Source organism: Cohnella sp. GbtcB17, from assembly GCF_019091135.1.
Classification (GTDB): domain Bacteria; phylum Bacillota; class Bacilli; order Paenibacillales; family Paenibacillaceae; genus Cohnella.
Map to the genome: position 1 here is coordinate 129,916 of NZ_JAGXJW010000013.1, position 23,520 is coordinate 153,435.

The window sequence follows — 23,520 nt, forward strand, 5'->3', positions numbered from 1 at the left end:
TAGAGGTGAGACGGCATGCAGCCATATACGGCGCGAGTGGTTGAAGTCATTAAGGCAATACCGCCAGGTACGGTGATGACGTACGGGCAAGTGGCGGCCGCGGCGGGCAGTCCGCGAGGCGCGAGGCGCGTCGTCTGGGTGCTGCATTCGCTGAGCGAAGCGCATGGTCTTCCGTGGCACCGGGTCGTCAACGCCAAAGGCGAGATCGCCCTGCCGGGCGACGAGGCGCGGTATACGCAGCGCGCGCTGCTCGAGGATGAGGGCGTGCTGTTCGACGGGGACTACCGCGTAGACCTCGCGCAGTGCAGATGGGACGGGGCAAACCCGGAAGTGGAGGGATAGCGGATGACGGCGAAAATATTGGTCAGCTCTTGCCTGCTCGGGCAGCAGGTACGCTACGACGGGGGCGGCAAGCTGTGCGAGGATCCGAGGTTCGCGCGCTGGCAGGCCGAAGGCCGGTTTGTGCCGGTATGTCCCGAAGTCGCCGGCGGGCTGCCGACGCCGCGGCCACCCGCGCAGATTCGGGGCGACCGGGTCGTGACCGAGCAGGGGGAGGACTTTACGGAGGCGTTCGACCGAGGCGCGGAGATCGCGCTGCAAGCGGCACGAGCGCATGGCGTAGCGCTGGCGATTCTGAAGCAGAGCAGCCCTTCCTGCGGCAGCCTGTTCGTCTACGACGGCACGTTCAGCGGCGCGAAACGCCAGGGCGAAGGCAGGACGGCTGCGCTGCTGCGCAAGCACGGCTTCAAGGTTTTCGGAGAGGACCAGCTGGAGGAGGCCGAGCGCGAGCTGGCCCGGCTGGAGCTGGAAGGGACGGTGCCTGAACGGTGAACGTCGCGTACAGGACGATGGAGATCGCCGATTATGACCGGATGATCGCGTTGTGGCGGCGCATCGATGGTTTGGCGTTGAGCGAGTCGGACGAGAAAGAGGCGATCGCAGCCTATTTGCGCCGCAACGAAGGGATGAGCTTCGTATGCGAAGCGGACGGCGAACTGGCGGGCACGATCTTGTGCGGTCATGACGGACGGCGCGGTTACGTATATCACGCCGCCGTAGGTCCGGCCTATCGCGGCCGGGGGATTGCCCGGCAACTGGCCTCTTTTAGCCTGGACAAGCTGCGAGAGGCCGGCATCGGCAAGTGCCACCTTTTCGTGCTGGAGGACAACGACGCGGGCGCCGCCTTTTGGGCTGCGACCGGCTGGCAGCGCCGGAGCGGGTTTTACGTGTACTCCCGGGACGTATAGCAAGCTCGTCGATTAAGACGCAGAGGCAGGCTTGGAGCCGTAGAACACGGCAAAGTCGAGATATTTGTACATGCATTCCGCGTCCTGGAACCCCGCCTCCGCCATCCAAGCGATCTGGTCGCCGAGCTTGGCGTTGATATCGACGCCTCTCCGCTCCACGGAGGCATCGATGGCCGATTGGGGCAAGCCGCTGGCAGCGATCTCGGCCAGCCATCTTTTCCGATAGTAGGCGTCCGCGGCGGGCGTCGTGCCGGCGACCTGGTCCGCGTTGACAAATGCGCCGCCGGGCGCCAACGCTTCATACAGCTTTTTGAACAAATCCCGTTTGGATGCGTGGGTCAGATGGTGGATCGAGAGCGACGAGACGATGAGGTCGTAGCTGCCTGGCGCAAACGCATAGTCGGAGTAGTCGGCGACGATGAATTCGGCGTTGGGATCGCCGTCGAACCGCTCGCGGGCGACGTCCAGCATACTCTCGCTCAGATCAATCAAGGAGAGCCGGGCCTCGGGCAGCTTGCTTCGCACCATCGCGGCCAGCAGGCCGGTGCCTGCGCCCAAATCAAGCACGCGGGGCGAAGCCTCCGCGGTTTCGGCGAGCGAGACGGCCATGCCGTAAAAATCGTCAAAGCACGGGATGAGCCCTTTTCTCTGCTCGTCGTACCGGCTTGCAGCGGCGTCGAATTGCTTTTTTACGTTCGGATTCATCGCTGGACCTCCTCGTTTGATGACTGCTCTTATCATAGTCCCGTCTATTCAGGATAGGAAATATATAAAATATACGGTGTTTATAGTTGAAAACTATGGGGTAAAAAATGGAGTTAACATTCGACGAATGCTGCGAAAATTGGCGAATCCTGCCTGCCTTTCGCGGCGCGGATCGCCTATAATTGAAGAAGACTTTCAAAAACGGCTGTGACGGTACTTTTGCCGAGGAGAGATGGCCATGAATCGTGCGTGGACGCAAAATGCCAAAATTCTGATCGCAGACGATCAGCCCACGAATATCATGCTGCTGGAGCATGTGCTGCGAAGGGCCGGCTTCGCGAACCTGCACAGTACGACCGACCCTGCGGAGGTCGAACGGCTCTTCTGCGAGCTGGCGCCCGATATGGTGCTGCTCGATCTTCACATGCCTGTCGTCGACGGGTTCGCGGTGTTGAGGCAACTGCGTCCGCTGATCGGTGAGAGCAGCTTTCTGCCCGTCGTGGTGCTTACCGCCGACGACTCCCCAAGCGCGCGCAAAGAGGCGCTTCATCTGGGCGCCAACGACTTTATCACGAAGCCGCTCGACGCGTCCGAGGTCGTGCTTCGCATCGACAACTTGCTGAAGACGCGGTACTTTTATTTGCAGATGCAGGAGCAGAATCACTCGCTCGAACGGCGGGTTCAGGAACGTACGGCCGAGCTGGAGCAGGCCAAACTTGAGATTTTGCATCTGCTCGCGCGCACAGCGGAGTATCGTGACGACGAGACCGGCCAGCATACGCAGCGCGTGGGGCGCATGGCGCGCGACGTCGCCGTCGCGCTGGGACTGCCGCAGCAAGAGGTCGAGCTGATCGAGCAGGCGACGCCGCTGCACGACATCGGCAAGATCGGCATCGCGGATGAGATTCTGCTGAAGCCGGGCCGTTTTACGGCCGAGGAGTTTGAGCAGATGAAGCGGCATACGCTGATCGGCGCGTGGATTCTGGAGACGAGCTCGTTCCCGGTGCTGCGGATCGCGGGAGAGATTGCGCTGACGCATCATGAGAAATGGAACGGCGGCGGTTACCCCAGAGGACTTAGCGGACCGGAAATTCCGTTGTCGGGACGCATCGTCGCGATCGCCGACTTTTACGATGCGCTCACGCACGAGCGGCCCTACAAAAAGGCGTGGACGCACGAGGAGGCAATCGAGGAGATCCGCGCGCAGCGCGGGGTTCATTTCGATCCGGTCGTCGTGGACGCTTTTCTCGGCATTTTGCAGTTGCCCGTCTCGTCCTGAAGCGGGGCGGCTGCCTTGCCCGTTAACAATATTTGCTGCTGCCCTGCCTGTACGGCGGGGTTTTTGGCGTCTTTGGGTATAATACCTTGATTAGGTACAGGGGGCGTTTTGAAAAGGACGGATGACGGAGGGGATGCGAACTTGTTCGATTGCGCAATTATAGGCGGCGGCCCTGCCGGACTCAGCGCCGCGCTCGTGCTCGGCAGGGCGAGGCGATCGGTCGCGCTGTTCGACGAAGGGAAGCCGCGGAACCGGGTGGCGCTGGCCTCGCACGGCTTTTTGACGCGGGACGGGGCTTCGCCGGCTGAGATACGCAAAATCGCGCACGACGAGCTGGCCGCCTATCCGAGCGTCAGCGTGCGGGAGAGCCGGGTCGAGGAAGTCGTGCGGGAGGCTGACGGCAGCTTCCGGTTGACGGACGCGGCGGGAGAAAGCTGGCGGGCGGCCAGGCTGCTGCTGGCGACGGGGTTAAAAGAACTGCTGCCGGAAATTCCGGGGCTGCGCGAGCTTTATGGCAGAAGCCTGTTCTGCTGCGCCTACTGCGACGGCTGGGAGATGCGGGACCGCCCGCTCGCGCTCGTCGCGGGCAACGATCACACGTTCCATTTGGCCAAGACGGTGTTCAATTGGAGCAAGGATCTGCTCATCTGCACGAACGGCTACGATTCGCTCGAGCCGGAGCAAGAACGTGCGCTGCGGGAGCGCGGCATCCGCATCGACCATCGCCCGATCGAGCGTCTCGTCGGCGAGGATGGGCAGCTGTCCGCGGTGCGATTCGCGGACGGGGAGGAGATCGCGCGCGCGGGAGGCATCGTCGCCGAGCGGCTGCGACAGGCCGCGCCTTTTGCGGAGCGGCTCGGGTGCGCGATGACGCCGTACGGCGGCATCGAGATTGACGGCGCCGGCCGGACGAGCGTGCCGGGCGTGTACGCGGCGGGGGACGCCGCGTGCATCATGCCGGCGCAGCTCGTCGTAGCCGCCGCCGAAGGCTCGCGCGCCGCGATCGGCATCAACGAGGATATGACGGACGAGGCGTTCGCTTGATGAGAGGCTTTGCTGGTCTATGCAATGAGAGGGGCAGAGGGACCCCGTTGTAAGCGAGAAAAGCGCGGCTGCAGCGGAAAGAAAGCTGGTTAGTCGGTCTGCAAGCGAGAAAAGTGCGGCTGCGTGGGAGCGTGGCAGTTGCAAGCGAGGAAAGCGCGGCTGCAGCGGAAAGAAAGCTGGTTAGTCGATCTGCAAGCGAGAAAAGCGCGGTTGCGTGAGAGCGCGGCAATTGTAAGCGAGAAATAGCGGCTGCCATCCGCACCCATGATGGGCGGATGGCAACCGCTGTTTTGAAAGCCGACGAATCGCCGGTCACGCTCTACAATCCGTAGCGCGTCCGCAGCGAAGCGGCCATCTCCTCGATCTCGTCCGGCTCGGGCAAGTGCAGCCTCGCTTCGGCGCTCGCGATGCCGGCCGGCGTCTGATGCGCGCGGATCACGTCCTTCACCGCGGCGGCGAAGCGCGCGGCAAGACCCTGCCCGGTCCTCTCCGCCGAATCGCTCGCGCCGCCGCCTATCCCGCCACCCGCGCCAGTCAGCTCCTCAAGGCTCGCCATCCGGTCGGTGCCGACGTCCGGATATGAGGACGGATCGGCGCCTTCGGCCGCCAGCTTATAGAACTCGCGCACGACCTCTGCCCGTCTCGCGCCTTCGCCTTCGGCATTAACGAAGGCCTGCACGATATAGGACTTCACCTGCCTGCGCTGGGCGATGCCGCAGAACTTGCGGCCTGCGATGGACAGGTCGAAGTCTCCGGGGCAGTAGGAGCCGATGACCTCGCCCTTGGAGGCTTCGCCGCCGAGCTGCCTGACGGCGAGCCGGATCAGATCGTACATCCGTTCGAAGTCGCCGTGGAACGCCAAGTCCTCGGCCCGATCCTTCGGAAGGATAAGCGACAGATTGACGACGCCCGGATCGAGCGGCACGGCGGCGCCGCCGGAATTGCGGACCGCTACGCCGTAGCCGAGACCGGCGAGTCGCCCGGCCGCTTCCTTCGCGCGCGGGAGCCGGCTGTCCCGCAGGCCCATGACGAATGCCCGGGGATGCCGCCACAAATGGCAGATCGCCGGCCCGCCGGCACCGGCGGCGCGGCAGAGCAGCTCGTCCAGCGCGAATGCATACAGCGGGTCGTCCGCTTGCAGCCAATCGGTCCGGTCGAGGATCAGCAATCCGGACATCCAGGCGCGGTCGGAAGCCGGGCCGCCGTCCTGCGCGTCATTGTTACCCGCATCTATCGGCCCTGTGCCAGCCCTGTTACTTGCCCATGCTGTTTTTTCAACGACCTCACTACCCGCATGATCCGCGCTCGCGCCGTCTCCGTAATCCTCCCACTCCGCCCGTCCGCCGCTCCCGTTATCCACGCGCCCGCTGTTCATAGCGCTGGACGATATCGACGATGACCTTCACGGCCTGCGTCATGTTGTCGACCGACGCAAACTCGTATTTACCGTGGTAATTCTCGCCGCCCGTGAAGATGTTCGGCGTCGGCAGTCCCATATACGACAGCTGCGACCCGTCCGTCCCGCCGCGGATCGGCTTGATGATCGGCGCGATGCCGAGGCTCTCCATCGCCTCTCGGGCGATGTCGACGATATGCATGACGGGCTCGATCTTTTCCCGCATGTTGTAGTACGAATCCTTCATCGTCAGCTCGATGCTGTGTTCGCCGTAGGTCTGGCGGAACTCCTCCGCGATATTCTCCAGCACGTGCTTGCGCCGCTCGAACAGGTTCCTGTCATGGTCGCGCACCAGGTAGCGCAGCGTCGTCCGCTCCACGTCGCCTTCGATCGACTGCAAGTGGTAGAAGCCCTCGTAGCCCTCCGTGAACTCCGGCGCCTCCGCCTCCGGCAGCCGGGCGTGAAAGGCCATCGCGATCTTGGCCGAATTGACCATCTTGCCCTTCGCGGTGCCGGGATGCACGTTGTTTCCTTTGACGGTCACGACGGCTCCCGCGGCATTAAAGCTTTCGTATTCCAGCTCGCCGAGCGGCCCGCCGTCCATCGTATAAGCGTACTTCGCGCCGAACGCCGCGACGTCGAACTTGTGCGGGCCGCGTCCGATCTCCTCGTCGGGCGTGAACGCGACGCGGATGCGGCCGTGCTTGATCTCCGGGTGGCGGATCAGATAGGCCATCGCGGTCACGATCTCGGCAATGCCGGCCTTGTCGTCCGCGCCGAGCAGCGTCGTGCCGTCGGTCGTCACGAGCGTATGGCCGACATAGCCTGCGAGATCGGGAAACATATTCGGCGACAGCACGATCTTGAGCGCCGAATTCAGCACGATGTCTCCGCCCGCATAATTGTATACAAGCTGGGGCTTGACGTTCGCGCCGGTGAAGTCGGTGGCGGTGTCGACATGCGCCAGAAAGCCGATCGTCGGCACGTCCGCATCGGTATTCGAAGGCAGCGTCGCCATCAGGTAGCCATTGTCGTCGATCGACACTTCCTCCATGCCGATGCCCCTCAATTCCTCCTCCAGCATGCGGAGCAAGGTCCATTGACCCAGCGTCGACGGGCACGACGGGCTGTTGTCGTCCGACTGGGTGTCCACTTGCACGTACTTGACGAACCGATCGATTAATTCCTGCTTCACGGCAGGCACCTCCTCAAGTTGGCGCTCGCGATGGCGCTCGACTGCATATGTTCTCATCATAACCCAAATGGCGGGCATGGGAAAACAAAGCGCAAGGCAGGCGCCGGCCCCCAAATGGAAACGACAAAGACCGCCCGGGCGTTCGCCCCGGACGGTGTCTGTCGTTAAGCCGCCGGTTATCTCCCCGGCATTTTCTCCGTGTCCATATACAGCACATTCCAACGGTGCCCGTCCGGGTCGGCGAAGCCGCAGCCGTACATCCAGCCCTGGCTCTCCCCGGGCTTACCGTACACCTCGCCGCCCGCGGCGGCAGCCTTGGCGGCCAGCGTGTCCACTTCCTCGCGGCTGTCCGCCCCGATCGACAGCAGCACTTCAGCCGCCGCGCGAGCATCCGAGGCGCCGCTCGAAGCGAAGCCCGCGAACGTCTCCTCGGGGAACAGCATCACGACGACCGCCGGGTTGCCGACGAGCAGGCTGACGGCCGAATCGCCGCCGGGGAAATTCGAATTAAACGTAAAACCGATATCGCGGTAGAACTGTCTGGTACGGGCCAGATCCTTGCTGGGCAGGTTGATCCACAATTCCTTGGTCATGGCTGTCTCCTCCATGGCGCTTGGCCGGTTCGCTCAAAGCTCGTCTACGTACCCGAAGCCTCGTTTCGATCTCCATTGTAGCACGCCGCCTCCGCAAGGATTTCTCGTCGATTGCTCAAATCCGGTTCCTTATTTCAAAAAAAGGCTTCCGCCTGCTTGACGCAACAACAATATGGTTGTATGGTTAGTTACATGAGTAATTAACCAGTGTGGTGGTGAGGTTAACGATGAGCTTCCTGATCGACGACAGCCGTCCGATATTCGTGCAAATCGCCGAACGCATCGAGAACGACATTATCGAGGGCGCGCTGCCCGAGGAATCCCAGGTGCCGTCGACCAATCAGTTCGCGGCGTTTTACCAGATCAATCCGGCCACGGCGGCCAAAGGCGTCAACCTGTTGACGGAGCAAGGCATCCTTTACAAGAAGAGAGGGATCGGCATGTTCGTGGCGGCAGGGGCGAAGGCGAGCCTGGTCGAGAAACGCAGAGAGCAGTTCTACGAGCAATATGTCGTGGCCATGATGCGGGAAGCGGAGAAGCTCGGCATTACGCAGGATCAGCTCGCGGACATGGTCCGCAAGGGAGGGAACAAGTCATGAGCGCGGTCGTAAAGGTAACGAACCTGACCAAATCCTACGGGGATACGGCGGCGGTGAGCGGCGTGAGCTTCGAGCTGGAGGAAAACAAAATCTACGGTCTGCTCGGTCGCAACGGCGCGGGCAAGACGACGATCATGCACATGCTGACGGCGCAGCAGTTTGCGTCGGGCGGGAATATCGAGGTGTTCGGCGAAGAGCCGTACGAGAATGAGTCCGTCCTCCGCCGGGTCTGCTTCATCAAGGAGAGCCAGAAGTACCCGCAGATGTTCACCGTGAAGGACGTGCTGGACGTATCCGCCTTGCTGCATCCGAACTGGGACGCGGCGTATGCTGCCGAGCTGGCCGAGGCGTTCGGGCTGCCGACGAAGCGCAAGGTGCATAAGCTGTCGCGCGGCATGCTGTCCGCCGTCGGCGTCGTCGTCGGGCTGGCGAGCCGGGCGCCGCTCACGATCTTCGATGAGCCGTATCTCGGGCTGGATGCGGTCGCGCGTGCCTTGTTCTACGACCGGCTGCTGGAGGACTATGCCGAACATCCGCGCACGGTCATCCTGTCGACGCACTTAATTGATGAAGTAAGCCGTTTGCTGGAGCACGTGCTGCTGATCGATCAAGGCAGGCTGCTGCTCGATCAGGACGTGGAGCGTCTGTCCGGGATGGCCTATACCGTCGTGGGTTCGGCCGCCAGGATCGATTCGTTCGTGTCTGGGAAAAAAGTGCTGTCGCGGGACGCCATGGGCGCGATCGCTTCGGCGACGGTCATGGGCGAGGCGAGTCCGCAGGAACGCAGAGAGGCCGCAGAACGCGGCTTGGAGTTCTCTCCGGTATCATTGCAGCAGCTGATCGTGCATCTGACCGGCAGGCAAAAAGAGGAGAGGGAGGCGGTCTCGTCATGAATGTCGCCCAACGCGGTAGAACGAAAGCGGTCACGTCTACAATTCTGAAGGATAAATTCAGCTGGTACCTGCTGCCCTGGATCATCGCAGGCTCAAGCTTCGCCGTCAACCTGATCGTAAGTATCTTTGCCAAGGATGTCATTACGACAGGCGGCGTAGCGTCGCTATACATCTATATACTCACGGCCGGCATCATGTCGGTATCTAACACGCTGCCCTTCATGATCGGCTTCAGCGTCCGCAGGTCCGACTACTTCTGGGGCACGGGAGGCGCGATCGGCCTGGTGGGCGCGATCTGTGCGGCCGGCCTGACCTTCCTATCATACGTCGAGAGCGAGTGGATCGACGGTTGGGGAGTCGGACTCTACTTCTTCCATCTGCCCTATTATAGCGAGGGCTCCGCGCCTGTTCAGTTCCTGAACTACTTCCTGGTCATCGTGTTCCTGTTCTATCTCGGCTTCGCGATCGCCTGTCTCGCGAAGCGCTTCGGCAAGAACGGCATGTTCCTCTTCTCCATCGCCGTGCTCGCGATCGGCACCGTCTTGAGCTACGTCATGACCGAGCGCGGGTGGTGGATCGACTTCGGCCATTGGCTGGCGGGCCGCACGATGCTCGAGCTCGCCGGCGGCACCGCGCCGCTGACGCTTCTGTTCATGGCGATCTCCTACGCGCTGCTGCGCCGCACATCCGTCTGAGGCCGTCAGGCGGGAGGCAGCTTCCGCAGACTGGGCGACAAATGAATATGCGCCACGCCTTCCCGGCACAGCCCATACGGCTCCCATCTGCAATCGCTGCAGAGGGAGCCGATGTCGTTCGGCCGCACCCGTTCGGCGACGGCAGCCACGACATCCGCCCATGCGCGCCGCTCCCCTACGGATATACCGATCTGCCGCGCGATCTCCTCGTCCTTGCGGTACACGCTCGCATTTTCGCAATGCGGCTCCTGGTCCTCGGGAAACGCGGCGCAAATGTCATCCGGCCCGAGGATCAGCTCGATCTCCGTCCCCGGTTCCGTCCGGAGACGCTCGTATACGCGCGTCATGTTCGCACAAAACCCTTCCGAGTACCCTTTTCCCCGGTAGCCCAACAGGCAGAGCAGATGATGCCCGCGCAATCTGATCGTCATCCGTCATCATTCCTTGTGTTTTGATCGTTAACCAAGATTATAGCATCTGGTTAACGAATATGCATGCTAGCAGCTTAGTCTCAATCAAGCTAATTTGCCCATTTAGTCAATTGACTTTACTAAAATGTTTATTTTGTGCTACTCTAAAATAGTCAATTAAATTGACTATAATCTCGAGGAGGCAATTTTCATGAAACAGCAATCGCAAGCTTTAAGTTCGTTCGGCGAAAATGAGAGTACCCGGCAAGGTTCCGCGAATTCGGCGGAGGTGGCGTTGGATTTCATCGAGCGATTTTGGAACGAAGGGGATACCGCCAGTATCTCGCTATATTTGACGGACGATTATGTCGACCACGCGTACGAGCCGGGTCATATGGAAGGCTTGCTTGCGATGGCGGAGAGGCTGCGGACGGCATTTCCCGATCAGCGGTCGACGGTCGAGAGCGTCACGACGGAGGGGGACCGCGTCGTCGTTCGTCTTCGGATGAAGGGCACGCACCTGGGTACCTTCCGGGGGAAGGCGGCTACGGGACTGCCGATCGACGCCAAGCTGTACCGGGAGTACCGGGTAGCCGACGGCCGAATCGCCGAGCATTGGGCGCTGTTCGACACCGCTACGCTGTTGCGGCAGATCGGCGCGGAGCTTAACGAGCAGCCTGCCTGCCGCATCGATGGAGCGCCGGCGCAGAAGTAGCCGAGGCCGAGTAGCTGAGGAGATGAAGGGCACACGAGGAGGCTTGAAAATCTGGAGTGAGTCGGTTTGTCCTCGGTAGTGCGATCCTGTAAAAGTGCATCATCCGAACTGGCGACGCGCCCCCTCTCGCGGCTACCCCGCCCCCGGGCCCTTCTGTTACAATGGACAGCGACAAGCAGCACAGGGATCGGGAGGGAAATGCCATGTACGAGGCGGGCGCATGGGGTTACGAGTTGACTTTTTTGTTCGCGACGGCTTTTCGCGGGGCGGTAGACGAGCTTCACCGGGAGCTGGCCGCGCAGGGCTTCGACGACGTGCGTCCGTCGCACGGCTACGCGTTCCAGAAGCTCTCGTTCGGCGGGGCGACGGGCATCGAGTTGGCCGAGCATCTGGACATTACGAAGCAGGCGGCTACGCAGATGATCGATTACCTTGAGGGGCGGGGTTATGTCGAGCGGCGTCCGCATCCGAGCGACGGGCGCGGCAAGCTGGTCGTGCTTACGGAGCGGGGCTGGGCCTGCATTCGGGCGACCGAGGCGCAGTTCGTCGCCATGGAGCGAAGATGGCGAGAGCGGCTGGGGGAGCAGGAGGCGGAGCGGCTGACGCGGAGCATGCGGGATATCGTCCAGTCTTTTGGCGAGGGAACCGCGAAGTTCAGACCGGTCTGGTAAGCCGTCGCGCGATCCGGATGCCGGCGATTTGCAGGATTGGAGGAAATTGTCGCTCGCTCGTAGAATGGTGTAGTAGCACGCGATGCCGCGCAGGAAGCCGCCGAACGGCGTCTCCGCCGAGGGAGCGGGCAGCGCGAGACTACATGCGACGGGAGAATGCCGATGAGCAGGAAGTTCCTGAACTCCCCGACCGCTTATGCACTCGGGATGTTCGCGATGATGGTGCCCAGCCAGGCCTTCAGTTCGTTTTACACGTATTTTTACGTCGAAAAGCTGGGGCTGGCCGTCGGGCTGGCCACGCTCGCGCGGACGATCTATCTCATCTGGGACGCCGTCAACCAGCCGATGGCCGGCTACTTGTCGGACCGCACGCGCTCGCGGCACGGCCGCCGCAGACCGTGGATTTTCGCGTCCATCCCGCTGTTCATGCTGGCCTTCGTCATGGTTTTCGCCGTTCCTCCAGGCCTTCATGACAGCGCTTTATTTACCTGGTTCCTTATCGCGCTCATCCTCTTCGAGGCGATCGCCACGATTTTGTGGGTGAACTACGGCGCGCTGTTCCCCGAACTCTTCACGGGCGTCGGCTTAAGAGCCAAGGCTTCCGCCGTCCAGCAGGCCTACCAGATCGTCGCTATTCTCATCGGTACGGCGCTTACGCCGATTCTTTACGAGGCGCTTGGCTTCGGCACGATGTCCGTCGTATACGCGGCCGTGTTCGGCCTGTTTATGACCCTATTCGTCTTAAACGTGCGCGAGAACGAATCGTTCGCCAGAGAAGAGCCGCTGCCGCTCGTCCAGGCGTTCCGCGAGACGCTGAAGAACAAAGAGCTGTGGCTGTTCTACGTGGCCGGCTCCTTCGCGCAGACGGTGAACGGTCTCGTGAGCTCAATGATTCCTTTCTATGCCAAGTATGCGCTCGGGGTCGGGGAGGGCGACGTTACGCTGCTGATGGCGTCCGTCTTCGTGTCCGTCATACCGCTTGTCGCGGTGTGGTTTTATATTGTGAAAAAGCTCGGCGGCTACCGCAGCTGGCGCCTGGCCTTCGTCGTCTACGGGCTGTCCGTCATCCCACTCTGGTACGCGAATGATCTCGGCACCGGCATCGCGGCCGGCATTTGCTTCGGCTTCGGCCTGGCGGGCTTCCTCGTCTCCCCGGCGCTGCTCAGCAGCGAGATCATAGATAGGGACGCTTTGCGGACAGGCCGCCGCAGAGAAGGGATGTACACCGCGGTCGGCGGCTTTCTCACGCGCTCGAGCGGTCTGATCTCGGCGCTAGCCTTTTTTGTCGTCGGACAGATGTTCGGCTACGTGAGCGGCGACGAGCCGGGGCCGCATCCGGAGCAGACGTTCCGTTATTTGATCTGTATCGTACCGCTCGCCCTGCTTGTTGTCTCTTTCGTCATCTCGTTGTTCCTTAAGCCGCAGCCAGCCCCTTCCGTCCCGCATGCGCAAGGAGGGATCGACGCCTGATGGCCAAGCTGTTGATTTTGAATTGCGACGACTTCGGCCAGAGCGCGCCCGCGAACGAAGCCATCATGCATCTGCTCGAGGAGCGCCGCGTCTCGTCCGCCACGATCATGACCCCCGCTCCCGGCTTCGGGCAGGCCGCCGACTGGTGCAGGCGCCATCCCGAAGCGAGCGTCGGCCTGCATCTGACGTTCACGAGCGAGTACGACGCCGTGCGCTTCGCGAGCCTGACGGGCCGCCCGTCGCTTCACGACGGGGACGGCTATATGTACAAGACGGTCGAAGCGTTCGAGCGCGGCTCCGTCAAGGCGGACGTCGTCGCTGAGATGAACGCGCAGTTCGACGCCGCCAAGCGCGCCGGCATCGCCGTGACGCATGCGGACAACCATATGGGCAGCCTGTACGGCATCGCGACGGGGCGCAGCTATTTGCCTCAGGTTTTTTGGCAGTGCTCGCGCCGAGATCTTCCCTTCCGGCTGTTCCGCCACATCGATCCGGCGGAAGCGTTGACCGCGAACGCGCCGGGCGTCGAGGCCACGCTGGCCAAAGCCGTCGCGCTGTGCGACACGCTCGGCGTGGCGGTGCCGGACTACCTGCTGAGCCATCCCTACGGCATCGAGCCGGGGGAGACGTACGAATCGTTCAAGGCGATGCTGATCGCCAAGCTGTATACGCTGCCCGAAGGCGTCGTGGAGACGTACATCCATCCGGCGGTACCGAACGCCGATCTGGGCGCGCGCATTCCGAACTGGGAGAAGCGGGTGTGGGAATACAAGCTGATGCTCGATCCGGACTTCGCGGCGGCGATGAAGGAGGCGGGGGTGCAGCTGACGGATTACCGGTATGTAGCGGAAAAGCTGCGGCGGCCGCGGCTCGGGTCCGCGCTGAGACTGGCCAAGCTCGCGCTCGGCAGGGGTTAACGGCGGTTCCGATGCAAAAAGCGCGCCTTCGAACGGATTGCCGTTCGAAAGACGCGCCTCTTTTTTATTTATTAGTGCTGTGCTGGCGTGAAGATACCTTCTGTCCTTGCGTGCCTTGACCCTGGTGCGCCTTGTTGCGTTGGTCCTTGCGCTGGCGGTCATGCACCTGCTCCACGAACGCATGCGTATCGCTCATGTCCGCGACCCCCCTTATTTATTCTTGCCCTTTGCGCCGGTACTGCAGGCCGACTCAGCCGCGGAGCGAAACTCTTCCTCGTTACGCGAGCCCAACTTGTCGCCAAACTGGTCCAGCCTGCCGGGATGACCCGCAGGTCCGCCGTTTTCGGGTCTGTTGTTACGTCCGGACATCTCATTATCTCCTCCTCGGCATCGATACAAGTGCCTCTGTAGTTTCCCTGAAGACAGGCCGGATTATGCGGTTATTGCGAGCGTTCGCCTGTGATGAACTTGACACCGTATGTTACAATTCGGGCATTGCCGGAGATAAGTTACAGCGCCGGCTCGGCATTTGCGCGGCGGGTTTGGCGTATGCTGTAGGTGATGTCCGGAGGATGGATGAGCATGAAGAACAAAACGAATCAACATAATGATAGGGCAGGCGGGCTGCAGGAAAAACGTCCGGATGCGCGCGCCGAATTCGAACGGGAGCTTGCTCTCGAACAAGCCCAGGAGCGCGAGCGCGCGGAAAAAGCGAAGCGCGGGCGGCTGATCTGGCTGGCCGTCGGCATCGTGCTCATCGCGGCCAACCTGCGCGGCGCCCTGACTGCGGTCGGTCCGGTCGTCGGCCGGATCAAGGACGACCTGAGCCTGTCGGGCGCAGGCGCAGGCATGCTGACGACGCTCGGCTTGCTCGCCTTCGCGGTGATCTCGCCCGTCGCGCCCAAGCTGTCGCGCCGCTTCGGCGCGGAGAACACGCTGCTCGCCGGCATGGCCTTGATCACGGTTGGCGACATCGTTCGGGCCGCGCCTAACGCGGCGCTGCTGTTCGCCGGCACCGTCCTGATCGGCGTCGGCATCGGCTTGGGCAACGTGCTTGTGCCTGCGCTCATCAAGCGGGACTTCGCGAGCCGCGCCGGACTTATGACCGGCATCTACTCGGTCGCGCTGACGCTCGTCGCCGGCATCGCATCCGGCGTCAGCATCCCGATCGCGGATGCGCCGGGCTTCGGCTGGCGCGGTGCGCTAGGCGTATGGGGACTCGCCTCCGCGCTGGCGATGGTCGCCTGGCTGCCGCAGGTGAGCCGCGGCCGGCGGGAGCGCGTCGTCCGCAGCTCGGCTTTGGCGTCCGCGCGCCCGTGGCGGTCGCCGCTGGCGTGGCAGGTATCGCTCTTCATGGGCTTTCAATCGATTATTTTTTACGTTAACGTCACCTGGCTGCCGGAGCTTCTGCAGGACAGGGGGATGAGTCCGGGGACCGCCGGCTGGATGCTGTCGCTCATGCAGATCGTCGGCCTGCCCGCGAACTTCCTCGCGCCGGTGCTCGCCGCTCGGCGGCCGAGCCAGCGGGGCATCATGGCGGTCGTCATGGCGATGCTGCTCGTCGGCTACGCCGGCTTGCTTTTCGATTCCGGCGCGGGGCCTTTGACCGTTGCATGGGTACTTCTTATTGGCGTCGGCGCGGGCGCAAGCTTCAGCCTTTGCCTCGTGTTTTTTTCGCTGCGCGCCCGAACCGCGACCGAGGCGACGGAGCTGTCCGGCATGGCCCAGTTCGTAGGCTATCTAGTGGCGGCTATCGGTCCCGCTTTTATCGGTTTCGTGCATGACAGCTCCGGCGGTTGGCAGACGCCGCTCGTCGTCATGGTCGTCGTCGTGGCGCTGGCCGCGCTGTTCGGACTGGGTTCGAGCCGCGCCGCCTTCGTCTCGTCTGCATCCGAGCGAGTCTCCCCGGATTCGACAGGCGCCGACACAAAATAGACACAATTAACCTTTTTAATTTTTTTACATCTGGGACGCAAACGGGTGTAAAATGGGGAACAAGGGTTCATTTCGACCTTCCGGATCGATACGAAGAAGCCAAAGGAATAGCGGCACGCCTTTTTATGTGAAAAATGGTACAAATGTCGCCCGCCTCCCCCAGCCCCTTCGTCCGCCGAGACGGAGAATCGCAAGAGACCGCATGACCTTACTGTAAAGGAGGACTTTGTCTCATGACTACCACACCGCAATCGCAAGGCGCCGATCAAGCCGTCGACGCGCAAAAGGCCCAGGATGTGCTGGATCAACTGATGAAGCCGGAAGTTCAACAATCGCTCACCACGCTGGTGGACAACCTGCCCAAGCTGACCGAGATGGTGACGACGCTGACCGCGGCGTACGACTTTGCATCCGGCCTCGCGAAGGACCAAGTTTTCATCAACGACACGAAGGCGGGGCTCGTAGAGTTCTTCACGCCGGTCGTCGACAAGGCCAAGGGTCTCGCATCCGCGGCGATCGAAGCGGGCGACCGCGCCGAAGCCGACACGCAGGCTGTCGGCCTGTTCGGTCTGCTCAAGATGCTGAAGGATCCGCAAGTGCAGAAGACGCTGCGCTACACCCAAGCATTCCTGAACGTACTGGCGGAGCGCCAGCAGCAACGCTAATCCCCAAACCACTGACTCACGAACGGAGGATGGACCATGGCTAAACAAATCTTGATCCTGGGCGGCGGTTACGGCGGATTGCTGAGCGCGCTGACGGCTCGTCAGCACCTGAGCGTCCACGAAGCGGCGATTACGGTCATCAACCGTTATCCGACCCACCAGATCATCACCGAGCTGCACCGTCTGGCTGCAGGCACGATCAGCGAACCGGCGGTCGCGCTGCCGCTCGCCAAGCTGCTGAAGAACCAAGGCATCAACCTGATCATCGATACGGTCAAGGAGATCAAGCCTGACGACAAGAAGGTAACGACCGCAGGCGGCGGCACGTACACATACGACAACCTCGTCATCGCCCTCGGCTCCGAGACGGCTTACTTCGGCATCCCGGGACTGCAGGAAAACAGCTTCGTGCTGAAGTCCGTGAGCGACGCCAACAAGATTCGCGAGCACGTCCATGCGCGTCTTGACGCATACAAAGCGTCCAAGGATCCGGCCGACGCGACGATCGTCGTCGGCGGCGGCGGCCTGACGGGCATCGAGCTCGTCGGCGAATTCGCCGACAAGCTGCCCGAAGTTGCGCGCGCCAAGGGCATCAACCCGGCCGACATCAAGCTGTACGTCGTCGAAGCCGGCCCGGCGATACTGCCGATCTTCCCGCCGGAGCTCATCGCCCGCGCCCAAGAGAGCCTCGAGAAGCGCGGCGTCGAGTTCATCGTCGGCGTAGCGATTACCGAAGCGTCCAAGGACACCGTCTCCCTGAAGGACGGCCGCACGCTCAAGTCCAACACGATCATCTGGACCGGCGGCGTCCAGGGCCACGAGATCGTCGCGAACTGCGGCATCGAAGTCAACCGCGGCCGCGCATCGGTCACCGATACGCTCCAATCGACTTCGCATCCTGACGTCTATCTCGCAGGCGACTGCGCAGTCGTCATCCCGGGCGAAGGCGCGCGTCCGTACCCGCCGACGGCACAGCTGGCTTGGCAAATGGGCGAGCTCATCGGCCACAACCTGGCTGCCGTGATCAAGGGCGGCGTGCAGGACACGTTCCAGCCGGTATTCTCCGGTACGCTGGGCAGCCTCGGCCGCAAGGACGCGGTCGGCACCGTCGGCGCGAGCAACACGCGCTTCAAGGGCTTCCCTGCGACGCTGATGAAGGAAATGAGCAACATCCGCTACCTGACGCATATCAAGGGTCTGTTCGCGGTGCTTGAGTAGGAATAGCGTAATTTTAGCAGCTCCGCTTCGGCTTTGGCCGGGGCGGAGCTTATTTTGTTTTGCTTAGATTCGATCGAATCGTCGATGGCTGCAATATTAAGAATGCGGAGTAAAGCTATTTGGTCCGTGTGAACTAGCGGGAGCGAGATAAGAATGTCGCACATCGCTATTTGGCTTGGGCGGCCAGTCGGGGGCTAGATAAGGATGTGGCACATCGCTATTTGGCTTGGGCGGCTAGTCGGGGGCAAGATAAGGATGTGGCACATCGCTATTTGGTTTGAGCAGCCAGCCAGAGGCTAAATAAGGATGCGGCACATCGCTATTCCCGCTCGCTGACAAAGGACCCCTTTCACAAACCGCGTCTTGCCGCACAATTTCCCATTGCCATTTCGCCCGATATCCGGTAATATAGTCCAAGTGAGATTGAGAATCGTTATCGTTAGCTAGTATATTGATATCGCCTAGCACAAACTAACCCCTCCAAGGAGAGAATACCTACATGTCTAAGCTTCGCAAATCAAGCTTGCTCCTCACCTTCATTCTGCTGCTGGTCAGCGTCGTCACCGCTTGCGGCAGCAAAAACAACAATGCATCGTCGGGTGCATCCCCGTCCGCGAGCGAGAGCGCGTCGGCTTCCGCCAGCGCGAGCCCAACAGCATCATCATCCGCACCCGCATCGTCCGACGCCGGCGCGACGACGAAAAAGGTCACTGACGGCATGGGCCGCGAGATCGAAGTGCCCGTGAAGGCGCAGCGCGTCGTCGCGCTCAACAACTTCGGCGATCTGCTGGCGCTGGGCGTCAAGCCGGTCGGCACGATCAACTACTACCTCGACAAGTACAAGGACGAGCCGGAAGCCGTCGCCGGCATCGAGAGCGTAGGCGACCAGGAAGCCGACAACGAGAAGGTACTGGGCGCGACGCCCGACCTGATCATCGTGAGCAACTACTTCAAGCCCGAAGTCGTCGACGCGCTGCAGAAGATCGCCCCGACGTATGCGACGACGTTCGGCAAGACGCCGTACGAGCAGCTTGACGATCTGGCCGCGCTCCTAAACGTCGAAGACCAGAAGCAGGCGTTCCTGGACAGCTTTAAGGCCGATGCGGCGGACGCCAAGGAGAAGCTGAAGGGCAAGATCGGCGAAGGCGAGAAGGTCGGCATTCTCCAATTCTGGAGCAAGAAGATCTACGAGCACCCGACCAAGGTGTTCACGCCGCTCTATGAGGATATCGGCTTCCTGCCGACAGAGCACGTCAAGACGCTTACCGCTACGACCGAGGTTACGCAAGAGGCCGTGCCGGCGAATGTGGCCGACGCCGACCGCCTGTTCATCATGGTTGACGGCCAAACCGATATCGACACCTACAATTCCCTGAAGGAATCGGCTTGGAAGAACATCCCGGCGGTTCAGAAAAACCAGGTGTACCTGGTCAACAGCGGCCACTGGAACGACTTCAGCGCCGCGGCGCTGCAATGGCAGCTGCGCGATGTCGTCAAGCTGTTAAGCAAATAATGCGTAGCAAGGAGCTGGCAGCATCTGCTGTCCGCTCCTTTTCTTTTTCGGAATAATGAAGCTTCGATCGCGCAAGCTAGCATCATCCGATAAAAAGGCGGTGCAAGGCATGTCCAGAAGAAGATCGAGGCGGCTCGCCGTTCCCGGCGCCGAGCAGGGAGTTAATGCGTTCAAGGCGGAGGTTATGCGCAAGGAAGGCTATACGGTAGATCCGGCGCATCCCGACGACGTAAAATACGAAGTCGCCAAGTCGCTTGGCGTGCCGTTGACGCCGGGAGACAACGGGCACCTGACGACCGAGGACGCCGGCCATGTGGGCGGCAAGATCGGCGGCTCCATGGTGCGTGAGATGATTAGAATGGCGCAGGAAAAGCTGTCGCAAAGACAGCCCTGACCGGGCCGCCGTCCGCAAATAAACGAAGCCCGCCGGCGCGCGCAAGCGTTCCGGACGGGTTTTTGTTTTGCCGTGCTTTTCCTATGCTGGCCGCTTCGTGATACAATGAGAGAACAAATGTTCCGGCGGAAAAGGCGGTACGGCTTGGGGGACGGACGATATGCGGGGAACGGTCACGATCGCGGTCAGGCCGCTGGTCGAATACGCGCTGCGAAGCGGCGATCTGGCGAGCGGCTTCCGTCAGGCATCCGCGCTGGCCGACGGGGTCAAGGCGCACCAGCAGGTGCAGGAGGCTTACGGGGAGCAGGATCGCAAGGAGGTTCAGCTGCGCACCGAGGTCGAGCACGGGAATCTGTTGTTCGTCATCGAGGGTCGCTGCGACGGGTTGCTGGCGGGCGAAGACGGCAGCGTGACGATCGAGGAGATCAAGTCGACTGGCGGGGACCTGCCGGCTTCCGAGGCGGAGACGCCGGAGGTGCACTGGGCGCAGGCTTATTGCTATGCCTACATGCACGCCAAAGCGGAGGGCATCGAACGGATCCGGGTGAGAATGACCTACGTGGAGACGCGGGGGAACGGAGGAGCCAGGAGGTCGTTCGAGCGGACGGCCGACTACGCGGAGCTGGAGCGGCGCGTCATGGACTGCGTCGAGCGCTATGCGCCGTTCGCGGAACTTCAGCTGCGGCATCGCGCAGCCCGGGACGAGAGCATCGCCGGCCTCGCCTTCCCGTATCCGGCGTACCGCGCGGGCCAGCGCAAGCTGGCGGGCGCGGTGTACCGGAGCATCGAGGCGGGCCACCAGCTGTTCGCGCGCGCGCCGACCGGCATCGGCAAGACGATGTCGACGCTGTATCCCGCCGTGAAGTCGATCGGCGAAGGGAAGCTGGCGCGGCTGTTCTACCTGACGGCGCGCACGACGACGCGGGCTTCGGCCGAGGACGCGCTGCGTCGCATGGAGGACGGCGGGCTGCGGCTGCACGCGGTGACGATCACGGCCAAGGACAAGCTTTGCGCAGCCGCGGCAGCGCAGTCCGGCGGCCCGGGATGTGCGGGAGGCGTTTGCATGTACGCGGAGGGCTTTTACGACCGCATCAACAGCGCCGTGCTCGACCTGCTATCGCACGAGACGCTGATGGGCAAGGACGAGCTGCTTCGTTATGCCGGCAAGCACCGCGTATGTCCGTTTGAGATGTCGCTCGAGGTCGCTTACATCGCGGATGCCGTCATTTGCGACTACAATTACATATTCGATCCGCGCATCTCGCTGAAGCGCGTCGCGGCGGAGTGGAAGGCCGCCTGCGCGCTGCTCGTCGATGAAGCGCACAACCTGCCGGACCGGGCTAGGGAGATGTACTCGGCGGAGCTGTTCAAGCGGGACTTTCTGAACCTGGTCCGCGCCTTCAAGGGTAAAGACGCCGCCGTGCACACGGCCGCCAAGGCGGTCGACGCCGCGCTGCTCGCCGTGCGCAAGCGGGAGGAGGGGCAGGACGCGTTTGTGCTGTCCGAAGGGGTGCCCGAGGCGTTGTCCGAAGCGGTCGAGGCGTTCGCGGCAGCGGCAGAGGGCGCGCTTGCGATGGCGGAGCGAGGCGGGGGCTTTGAAGAAGGCGGGCGAGCGGCCGAGCGCGACGTCTTGCCGATCGAATGGAAGGATGAGTCCTCGCCTCATGGTGGCGGCGGTCAGAATACGTCTAGCGCCGGACCCGCTGCGTCCAATGAAGGTGCCGAGGTGCCGGCCAACCCGAACGAGCTGCTGCTCGAGGCTTATTTCGCGGCGCTCAATTGGATGCGGACCGTCAAGCTGTTCGACCCGGAGCGCCATATCGTATATGCCGAGCGTCAACGCACGGACGTGAGGATCAAGATTTTCTGCATGGACCCGTCTCGCCTGCTGCGACAGATGCGCAAGGGCTACCGCTCGCAAATCTGCTTTTCCGCGACGCTGTTCCCGCTGAGCTACTATATGGAGCTGCTGGGCGCCGAGGAGACCGACTATTCCGTGTCGGTGCCTTCCCCCTTCCGCGCCGAACAATGGGAGACGAAGATCGTTCCGTTGTCCACGCGGTATGCGGACCGGGAGACGAGCCGCGAGCGAATCGCCGCCGCCATGGTGGCGCTGGCAAGCGGGCGTCCCGGGCGTTATTTGTTCTTTTTCCCGTCGTATGCGTATATGAACGCGGTGTACGAAGCTTTCATAGAGCAGGGGGGAGAGGCCTTGCGCACCCTCCTGCAGCGGCCGGAGATGACCGAGGAAGAGCGGGCCGGCTATCTGTCCGCGTTCGAGGCGGACGGCGGCGAGGCGCTCGTCGGCTTCGCGGTGCTGGGCGGCGTCTTCTCGGAGGGCATCGATCTGGCAGGCGACAGGCTGCAGGGCGTCGTCATCGTCGGCGTGGGCATGCCGCAGCCGAGCTTCGAGCGGGACCTGATGCGGTCGCATTACGACGCCGCCGGATTGTCCGGATTCGACTATGCCTACGTGTATCCCGGGATGAACAAGGTGCTCCAGGCGGGCGGGCGGCTCATCCGGACCGAGACGGACAGCGGCGTGCTGGTGCTGATCGACGACCGCTACAGACGCGCGCCTTACCGGCAGTTGCTGCCCGAGGAGTGGGGGGCGGACGGCCGCGACGGACGATAAAAATCCGCAGCGGAGCGCGGGCGCGCAGGTCTGCGGATCCATATTTTTAGAGATTGATATGGCCCGCCTTCATCGGACCTTCCTTGCCGGCATGATAGACGTCGAGACCCCCGTCGGGGCTTTCGAGCACCGCGTACGGGCAGCAATCGTACAGGATCAGGCCGCGCAGCGTGCCTTTGACTGCGTAGGATTCATGATAGCCTTTTTTCAGATCGTCGAAGTCGTTGGCCGTATATACGTGTACGGTGTCTCCGACCTGCTCGGCGTAATTGTGGTTCGTCCGGTTGGCCGCCTTCTTCATCGGCTTGAAGGAGATATGGCCGCTCATGTATTCCTCGGTCGTGTTCTTTTCCTTGCCTTTGGCGAACTCGGGCCACAGGTCGCTGAACACCGTCAAGCCAGCCTTGTCATTGTAGACGAGGATCAACGGGATCGTCGCCGGACCGTACGGCAGCGTGAACAGGTCGATCAGCTTGCCGTCGTGGAATTTGCCGTTCGTCTGGAACAGCTGCTTCTCGCTGTCGTGCACGAACACGCGGTTGCCGACCTGCAGGGCGGCGAACCCCTTTTCGCTGTCGGTTTTGACGACCGTGCTGGCCGCCTGGGCCGCGCCGGGCGCGATGAGCGCGACGGCCAGCGCCGCCGCCGTGGTCAGGCGCAGCGCGTTTTTGTTCAACTTCATGATTCGATCTCTCCTTCGTTCGTTCCGTTTCGAACGCCGCGCGAGCGGGCTCGACTATGGCATATTGTGGCACGGAGGCGCAGTAATTGGTAAGTTACCGCAGTCATGTGAAATGTAATGCGGATAAATGACGCGGAGCTGCGAGCAGCGGCGATCCAAGGGAGGCTGGAGGGGGCGTGCGGAAGAGCGCGGCTTGGCGGAGGCTTGGCTGCGGCCGAGCCAAACGTTGGGAAATCAAGTATAATGGACCTAACACTACGAACGAGATACGGAGCTGACAGCGTTGAGCAAGCCGACGACGACACCGGAGGGCCAGGCGGCATCCGCGGAATTGAAGCAATGCGTGAGCTGCTTCGAGCTCAAACCGATATCGGAGTTCCGCCGCAGATCGGGTAGGCGGGCGGGGGCGAATGCGCGCAGGGGCATCTGCAAGCAATGCAGGGCGTCTCTGCCCGCGGCGGCATCTGACGCGGATCGCGCGTCAGGCGAGACGGTCGCCCAGGCCGCGGCGTCCGAGGTTGCCGTGCCGGCCAGCGGCTTCGCCGAGGGCCCGGCGCCTGGCGGCAAGCGCGGCCGGCGGCGGCGCGGATTGCCTGCAGCGGCGCCCGAGGCGGCGCACGACGAAGCGGCTGCGCTCGGGGTCGCGCCC

26 protein-coding genes and 1 pseudogene are annotated in these 23,520 nt (G+C 62.3%); 19 read left to right on the top strand and 8 right to left on the bottom strand.

Annotated elements, in window-relative coordinates:
* Positions 1-15 precede the first annotated feature (15 nt).
* From KVT38_RS09495 to KVT38_RS09505, 3 genes are read left to right on the top strand one after another with little or no spacing between them, the layout of a single operon-like run.
* The gene (locus tag KVT38_RS09495; RefSeq protein ID WP_217593461.1) at positions 16-342 is read left to right on the top strand and encodes an MGMT family protein; all 327 of its coding nucleotides are present in this window, start codon (positions 16-18) and stop codon (positions 340-342) included.
* Between the two features lie 3 nt (positions 343-345).
* A complete protein-coding gene (locus tag KVT38_RS09500) occupies positions 346-831 on the top strand; it encodes a 2-thiouracil desulfurase family protein (protein ID WP_217593462.1) in 486 nt (161 codons plus the stop codon).
* Complete coding sequence (locus tag KVT38_RS09505; protein WP_368859074.1) at positions 828-1,247, top strand: GNAT family N-acetyltransferase; 420 nt, start codon at positions 828-830, stop codon at positions 1,245-1,247. The genes KVT38_RS09500 and KVT38_RS09505 overlap by 4 nt, the downstream gene beginning before the upstream one ends.
* A gap of 12 nt (positions 1,248-1,259) precedes the next feature.
* On the opposite strand, the gene KVT38_RS09510 is transcribed toward KVT38_RS09505, so the two are convergent.
* On the bottom strand, positions 1,260-1,952 hold the full coding sequence (locus KVT38_RS09510) for a class I SAM-dependent methyltransferase (protein ID WP_217593463.1): 693 nt from the start codon (positions 1,950-1,952) through the stop codon (positions 1,260-1,262).
* 238 nt (positions 1,953-2,190) lie between these two features.
* Here KVT38_RS09510 and KVT38_RS09515 point away from each other — a divergent pair, with 238 nt between their 5' ends.
* A complete protein-coding gene (locus tag KVT38_RS09515; RefSeq protein ID WP_217593464.1) occupies positions 2,191-3,231 on the top strand; it encodes an HD domain-containing phosphohydrolase in 1,041 nt (346 codons plus the stop codon).
* Between the two features lie 141 nt (positions 3,232-3,372).
* Positions 3,373-4,275, top strand: coding sequence for an NAD(P)/FAD-dependent oxidoreductase (locus KVT38_RS09520; RefSeq protein ID WP_217593465.1), 903 nt, complete (start codon positions 3,373-3,375; stop codon positions 4,273-4,275).
* Positions 4,276-4,594: 319 nt separating this feature from the next.
* On the opposite strand, the gene KVT38_RS09525 is transcribed toward KVT38_RS09520, so the two are convergent.
* The 3 genes from KVT38_RS09525 to KVT38_RS09535 form a co-directional block, all read right to left on the bottom strand.
* The gene (locus tag KVT38_RS09525; RefSeq protein WP_217593494.1) at positions 4,595-5,452 is read right to left on the bottom strand and encodes a lipoate--protein ligase family protein; all 858 of its coding nucleotides are present in this window, start codon (positions 5,450-5,452) and stop codon (positions 4,595-4,597) included.
* 175 nt (positions 5,453-5,627) lie between these two features.
* Positions 5,628-6,866, bottom strand: a complete 1,239-nt coding sequence (pepT, locus tag KVT38_RS09530; protein WP_217593466.1) for a peptidase T — start codon at positions 6,864-6,866, stop codon at positions 5,628-5,630.
* Positions 6,867-7,042: 176 nt separating this feature from the next.
* A complete protein-coding gene (locus tag KVT38_RS09535) occupies positions 7,043-7,459 on the bottom strand; it encodes a VOC family protein (protein ID WP_217593467.1) in 417 nt (138 codons plus the stop codon).
* 227 nt (positions 7,460-7,686) lie between these two features.
* Here KVT38_RS09535 and KVT38_RS09540 point away from each other — a divergent pair, with 227 nt between their 5' ends.
* From KVT38_RS09540 to KVT38_RS09550, 3 genes are read left to right on the top strand one after another with little or no spacing between them, the layout of a single operon-like run.
* Positions 7,687-8,058, top strand: a complete 372-nt coding sequence (locus tag KVT38_RS09540) for a GntR family transcriptional regulator (protein WP_217593468.1) — start codon at positions 7,687-7,689, stop codon at positions 8,056-8,058.
* Positions 8,055-8,951, top strand: a complete 897-nt coding sequence (locus tag KVT38_RS09545; RefSeq protein WP_217593469.1) for an ABC transporter ATP-binding protein — start codon at positions 8,055-8,057, stop codon at positions 8,949-8,951. Before KVT38_RS09540 ends, KVT38_RS09545 begins: the two co-directional genes overlap by 4 nt.
* The gene (locus KVT38_RS09550) at positions 8,948-9,646 is read left to right on the top strand and encodes a hypothetical protein (protein ID WP_217593470.1); all 699 of its coding nucleotides are present in this window, start codon (positions 8,948-8,950) and stop codon (positions 9,644-9,646) included. Before KVT38_RS09545 ends, KVT38_RS09550 begins: the two co-directional genes overlap by 4 nt.
* Positions 9,647-9,651: 5 nt before the next feature.
* On the opposite strand, the gene KVT38_RS09555 is transcribed toward KVT38_RS09550, so the two are convergent.
* Entirely contained in the window at positions 9,652-10,077 is a 426-nt protein-coding gene (locus tag KVT38_RS09555) for a DUF1284 domain-containing protein (RefSeq protein ID WP_217593471.1), read from the bottom strand.
* A gap of 190 nt (positions 10,078-10,267) precedes the next feature.
* On the opposite strand from KVT38_RS09555, the gene KVT38_RS09560 reads away from it, so the two are divergent.
* The 4 genes from KVT38_RS09560 to KVT38_RS09575 all read left to right on the top strand — a co-directional run bounded on the left by KVT38_RS09560 (position 10,268) and on the right by KVT38_RS09575 (position 13,829).
* Positions 10,268-10,771 carry an ester cyclase gene (locus KVT38_RS09560; RefSeq protein WP_217593472.1) on the top strand — a complete coding sequence of 168 codons (504 nt, stop codon included), beginning with the start codon at positions 10,268-10,270 and terminating at the stop codon, positions 10,769-10,771.
* A 203-nt stretch (positions 10,772-10,974) separates the two neighbouring features.
* Complete coding sequence (locus tag KVT38_RS09565) at positions 10,975-11,442, top strand: MarR family winged helix-turn-helix transcriptional regulator (RefSeq protein WP_217593473.1); 468 nt, start codon at positions 10,975-10,977, stop codon at positions 11,440-11,442.
* Positions 11,443-11,604: 162 nt separating this feature from the next.
* Entirely contained in the window at positions 11,605-12,912 is a 1,308-nt protein-coding gene (locus KVT38_RS09570; protein ID WP_217593474.1) for an MFS transporter, read from the top strand.
* Positions 12,912-13,829: a polysaccharide deacetylase family protein gene (locus KVT38_RS09575; protein ID WP_217593475.1), complete on the top strand. Its 918-nt coding sequence runs from the start codon at positions 12,912-12,914 to the stop codon at positions 13,827-13,829. Before KVT38_RS09570 ends, KVT38_RS09575 begins: the two co-directional genes overlap by 1 nt.
* Positions 13,830-13,893: 64 nt before the next feature.
* Here the strand turns inward: KVT38_RS09575 and KVT38_RS09580 are convergent, their stop codons facing one another.
* Entirely contained in the window at positions 13,894-14,025 is a 132-nt protein-coding gene (locus KVT38_RS09580; RefSeq protein ID WP_217593476.1) for a DUF4023 family protein, read from the bottom strand.
* 14 nt (positions 14,026-14,039) lie between these two features.
* Complete coding sequence (locus KVT38_RS09585) at positions 14,040-14,198, bottom strand: hypothetical protein (protein WP_217593477.1); 159 nt, start codon at positions 14,196-14,198, stop codon at positions 14,040-14,042.
* A gap of 213 nt (positions 14,199-14,411) precedes the next feature.
* Here KVT38_RS09585 and KVT38_RS09590 point away from each other — a divergent pair, with 213 nt between their 5' ends.
* The 6 genes from KVT38_RS09590 (at position 14,412) to KVT38_RS09615 (ending at position 22,189) form a co-directional block, all read left to right on the top strand.
* Positions 14,412-15,764, top strand: a complete 1,353-nt coding sequence (locus KVT38_RS09590) for a CynX/NimT family MFS transporter (protein WP_217593478.1) — start codon at positions 14,412-14,414, stop codon at positions 15,762-15,764.
* Between the two features lie 233 nt (positions 15,765-15,997).
* Positions 15,998-16,429, top strand: a complete 432-nt coding sequence (locus tag KVT38_RS09595) for a DUF1641 domain-containing protein (RefSeq protein WP_217593479.1) — start codon at positions 15,998-16,000, stop codon at positions 16,427-16,429.
* Between the two features lie 36 nt (positions 16,430-16,465).
* On the top strand, positions 16,466-17,647 hold the full coding sequence (locus KVT38_RS09600; protein WP_217593480.1) for an NAD(P)/FAD-dependent oxidoreductase: 1,182 nt from the start codon (positions 16,466-16,468) through the stop codon (positions 17,645-17,647).
* Between the two features lie 499 nt (positions 17,648-18,146).
* The gene (locus KVT38_RS09605) at positions 18,147-19,160 is read left to right on the top strand and encodes an ABC transporter substrate-binding protein (RefSeq protein WP_217593481.1); all 1,014 of its coding nucleotides are present in this window, start codon (positions 18,147-18,149) and stop codon (positions 19,158-19,160) included.
* A 109-nt stretch (positions 19,161-19,269) separates the two neighbouring features.
* Positions 19,270-19,554, top strand: coding sequence for an alpha/beta-type small acid-soluble spore protein (locus KVT38_RS09610; protein ID WP_217593482.1), 285 nt, complete (start codon positions 19,270-19,272; stop codon positions 19,552-19,554).
* A gap of 160 nt (positions 19,555-19,714) precedes the next feature.
* Positions 19,715-22,189: an ATP-dependent DNA helicase gene (locus KVT38_RS09615; protein WP_217593483.1), complete on the top strand. Its 2,475-nt coding sequence runs from the start codon at positions 19,715-19,717 to the stop codon at positions 22,187-22,189.
* Positions 22,190-22,235: 46 nt separating this feature from the next.
* Here KVT38_RS09615 and KVT38_RS09620 read toward each other — a convergent pair whose 3' ends face one another.
* Complete coding sequence (locus KVT38_RS09620) at positions 22,236-22,871, bottom strand: hypothetical protein (RefSeq protein ID WP_217593484.1); 636 nt, start codon at positions 22,869-22,871, stop codon at positions 22,236-22,238.
* A 283-nt stretch (positions 22,872-23,154) separates the two neighbouring features.
* On the opposite strand from KVT38_RS09620, the pseudogene KVT38_RS09625 reads away from it, so the two are divergent.
* Positions 23,155-23,520: pseudogene (locus KVT38_RS09625) on the top strand (hypothetical protein); the annotation flags it as partial.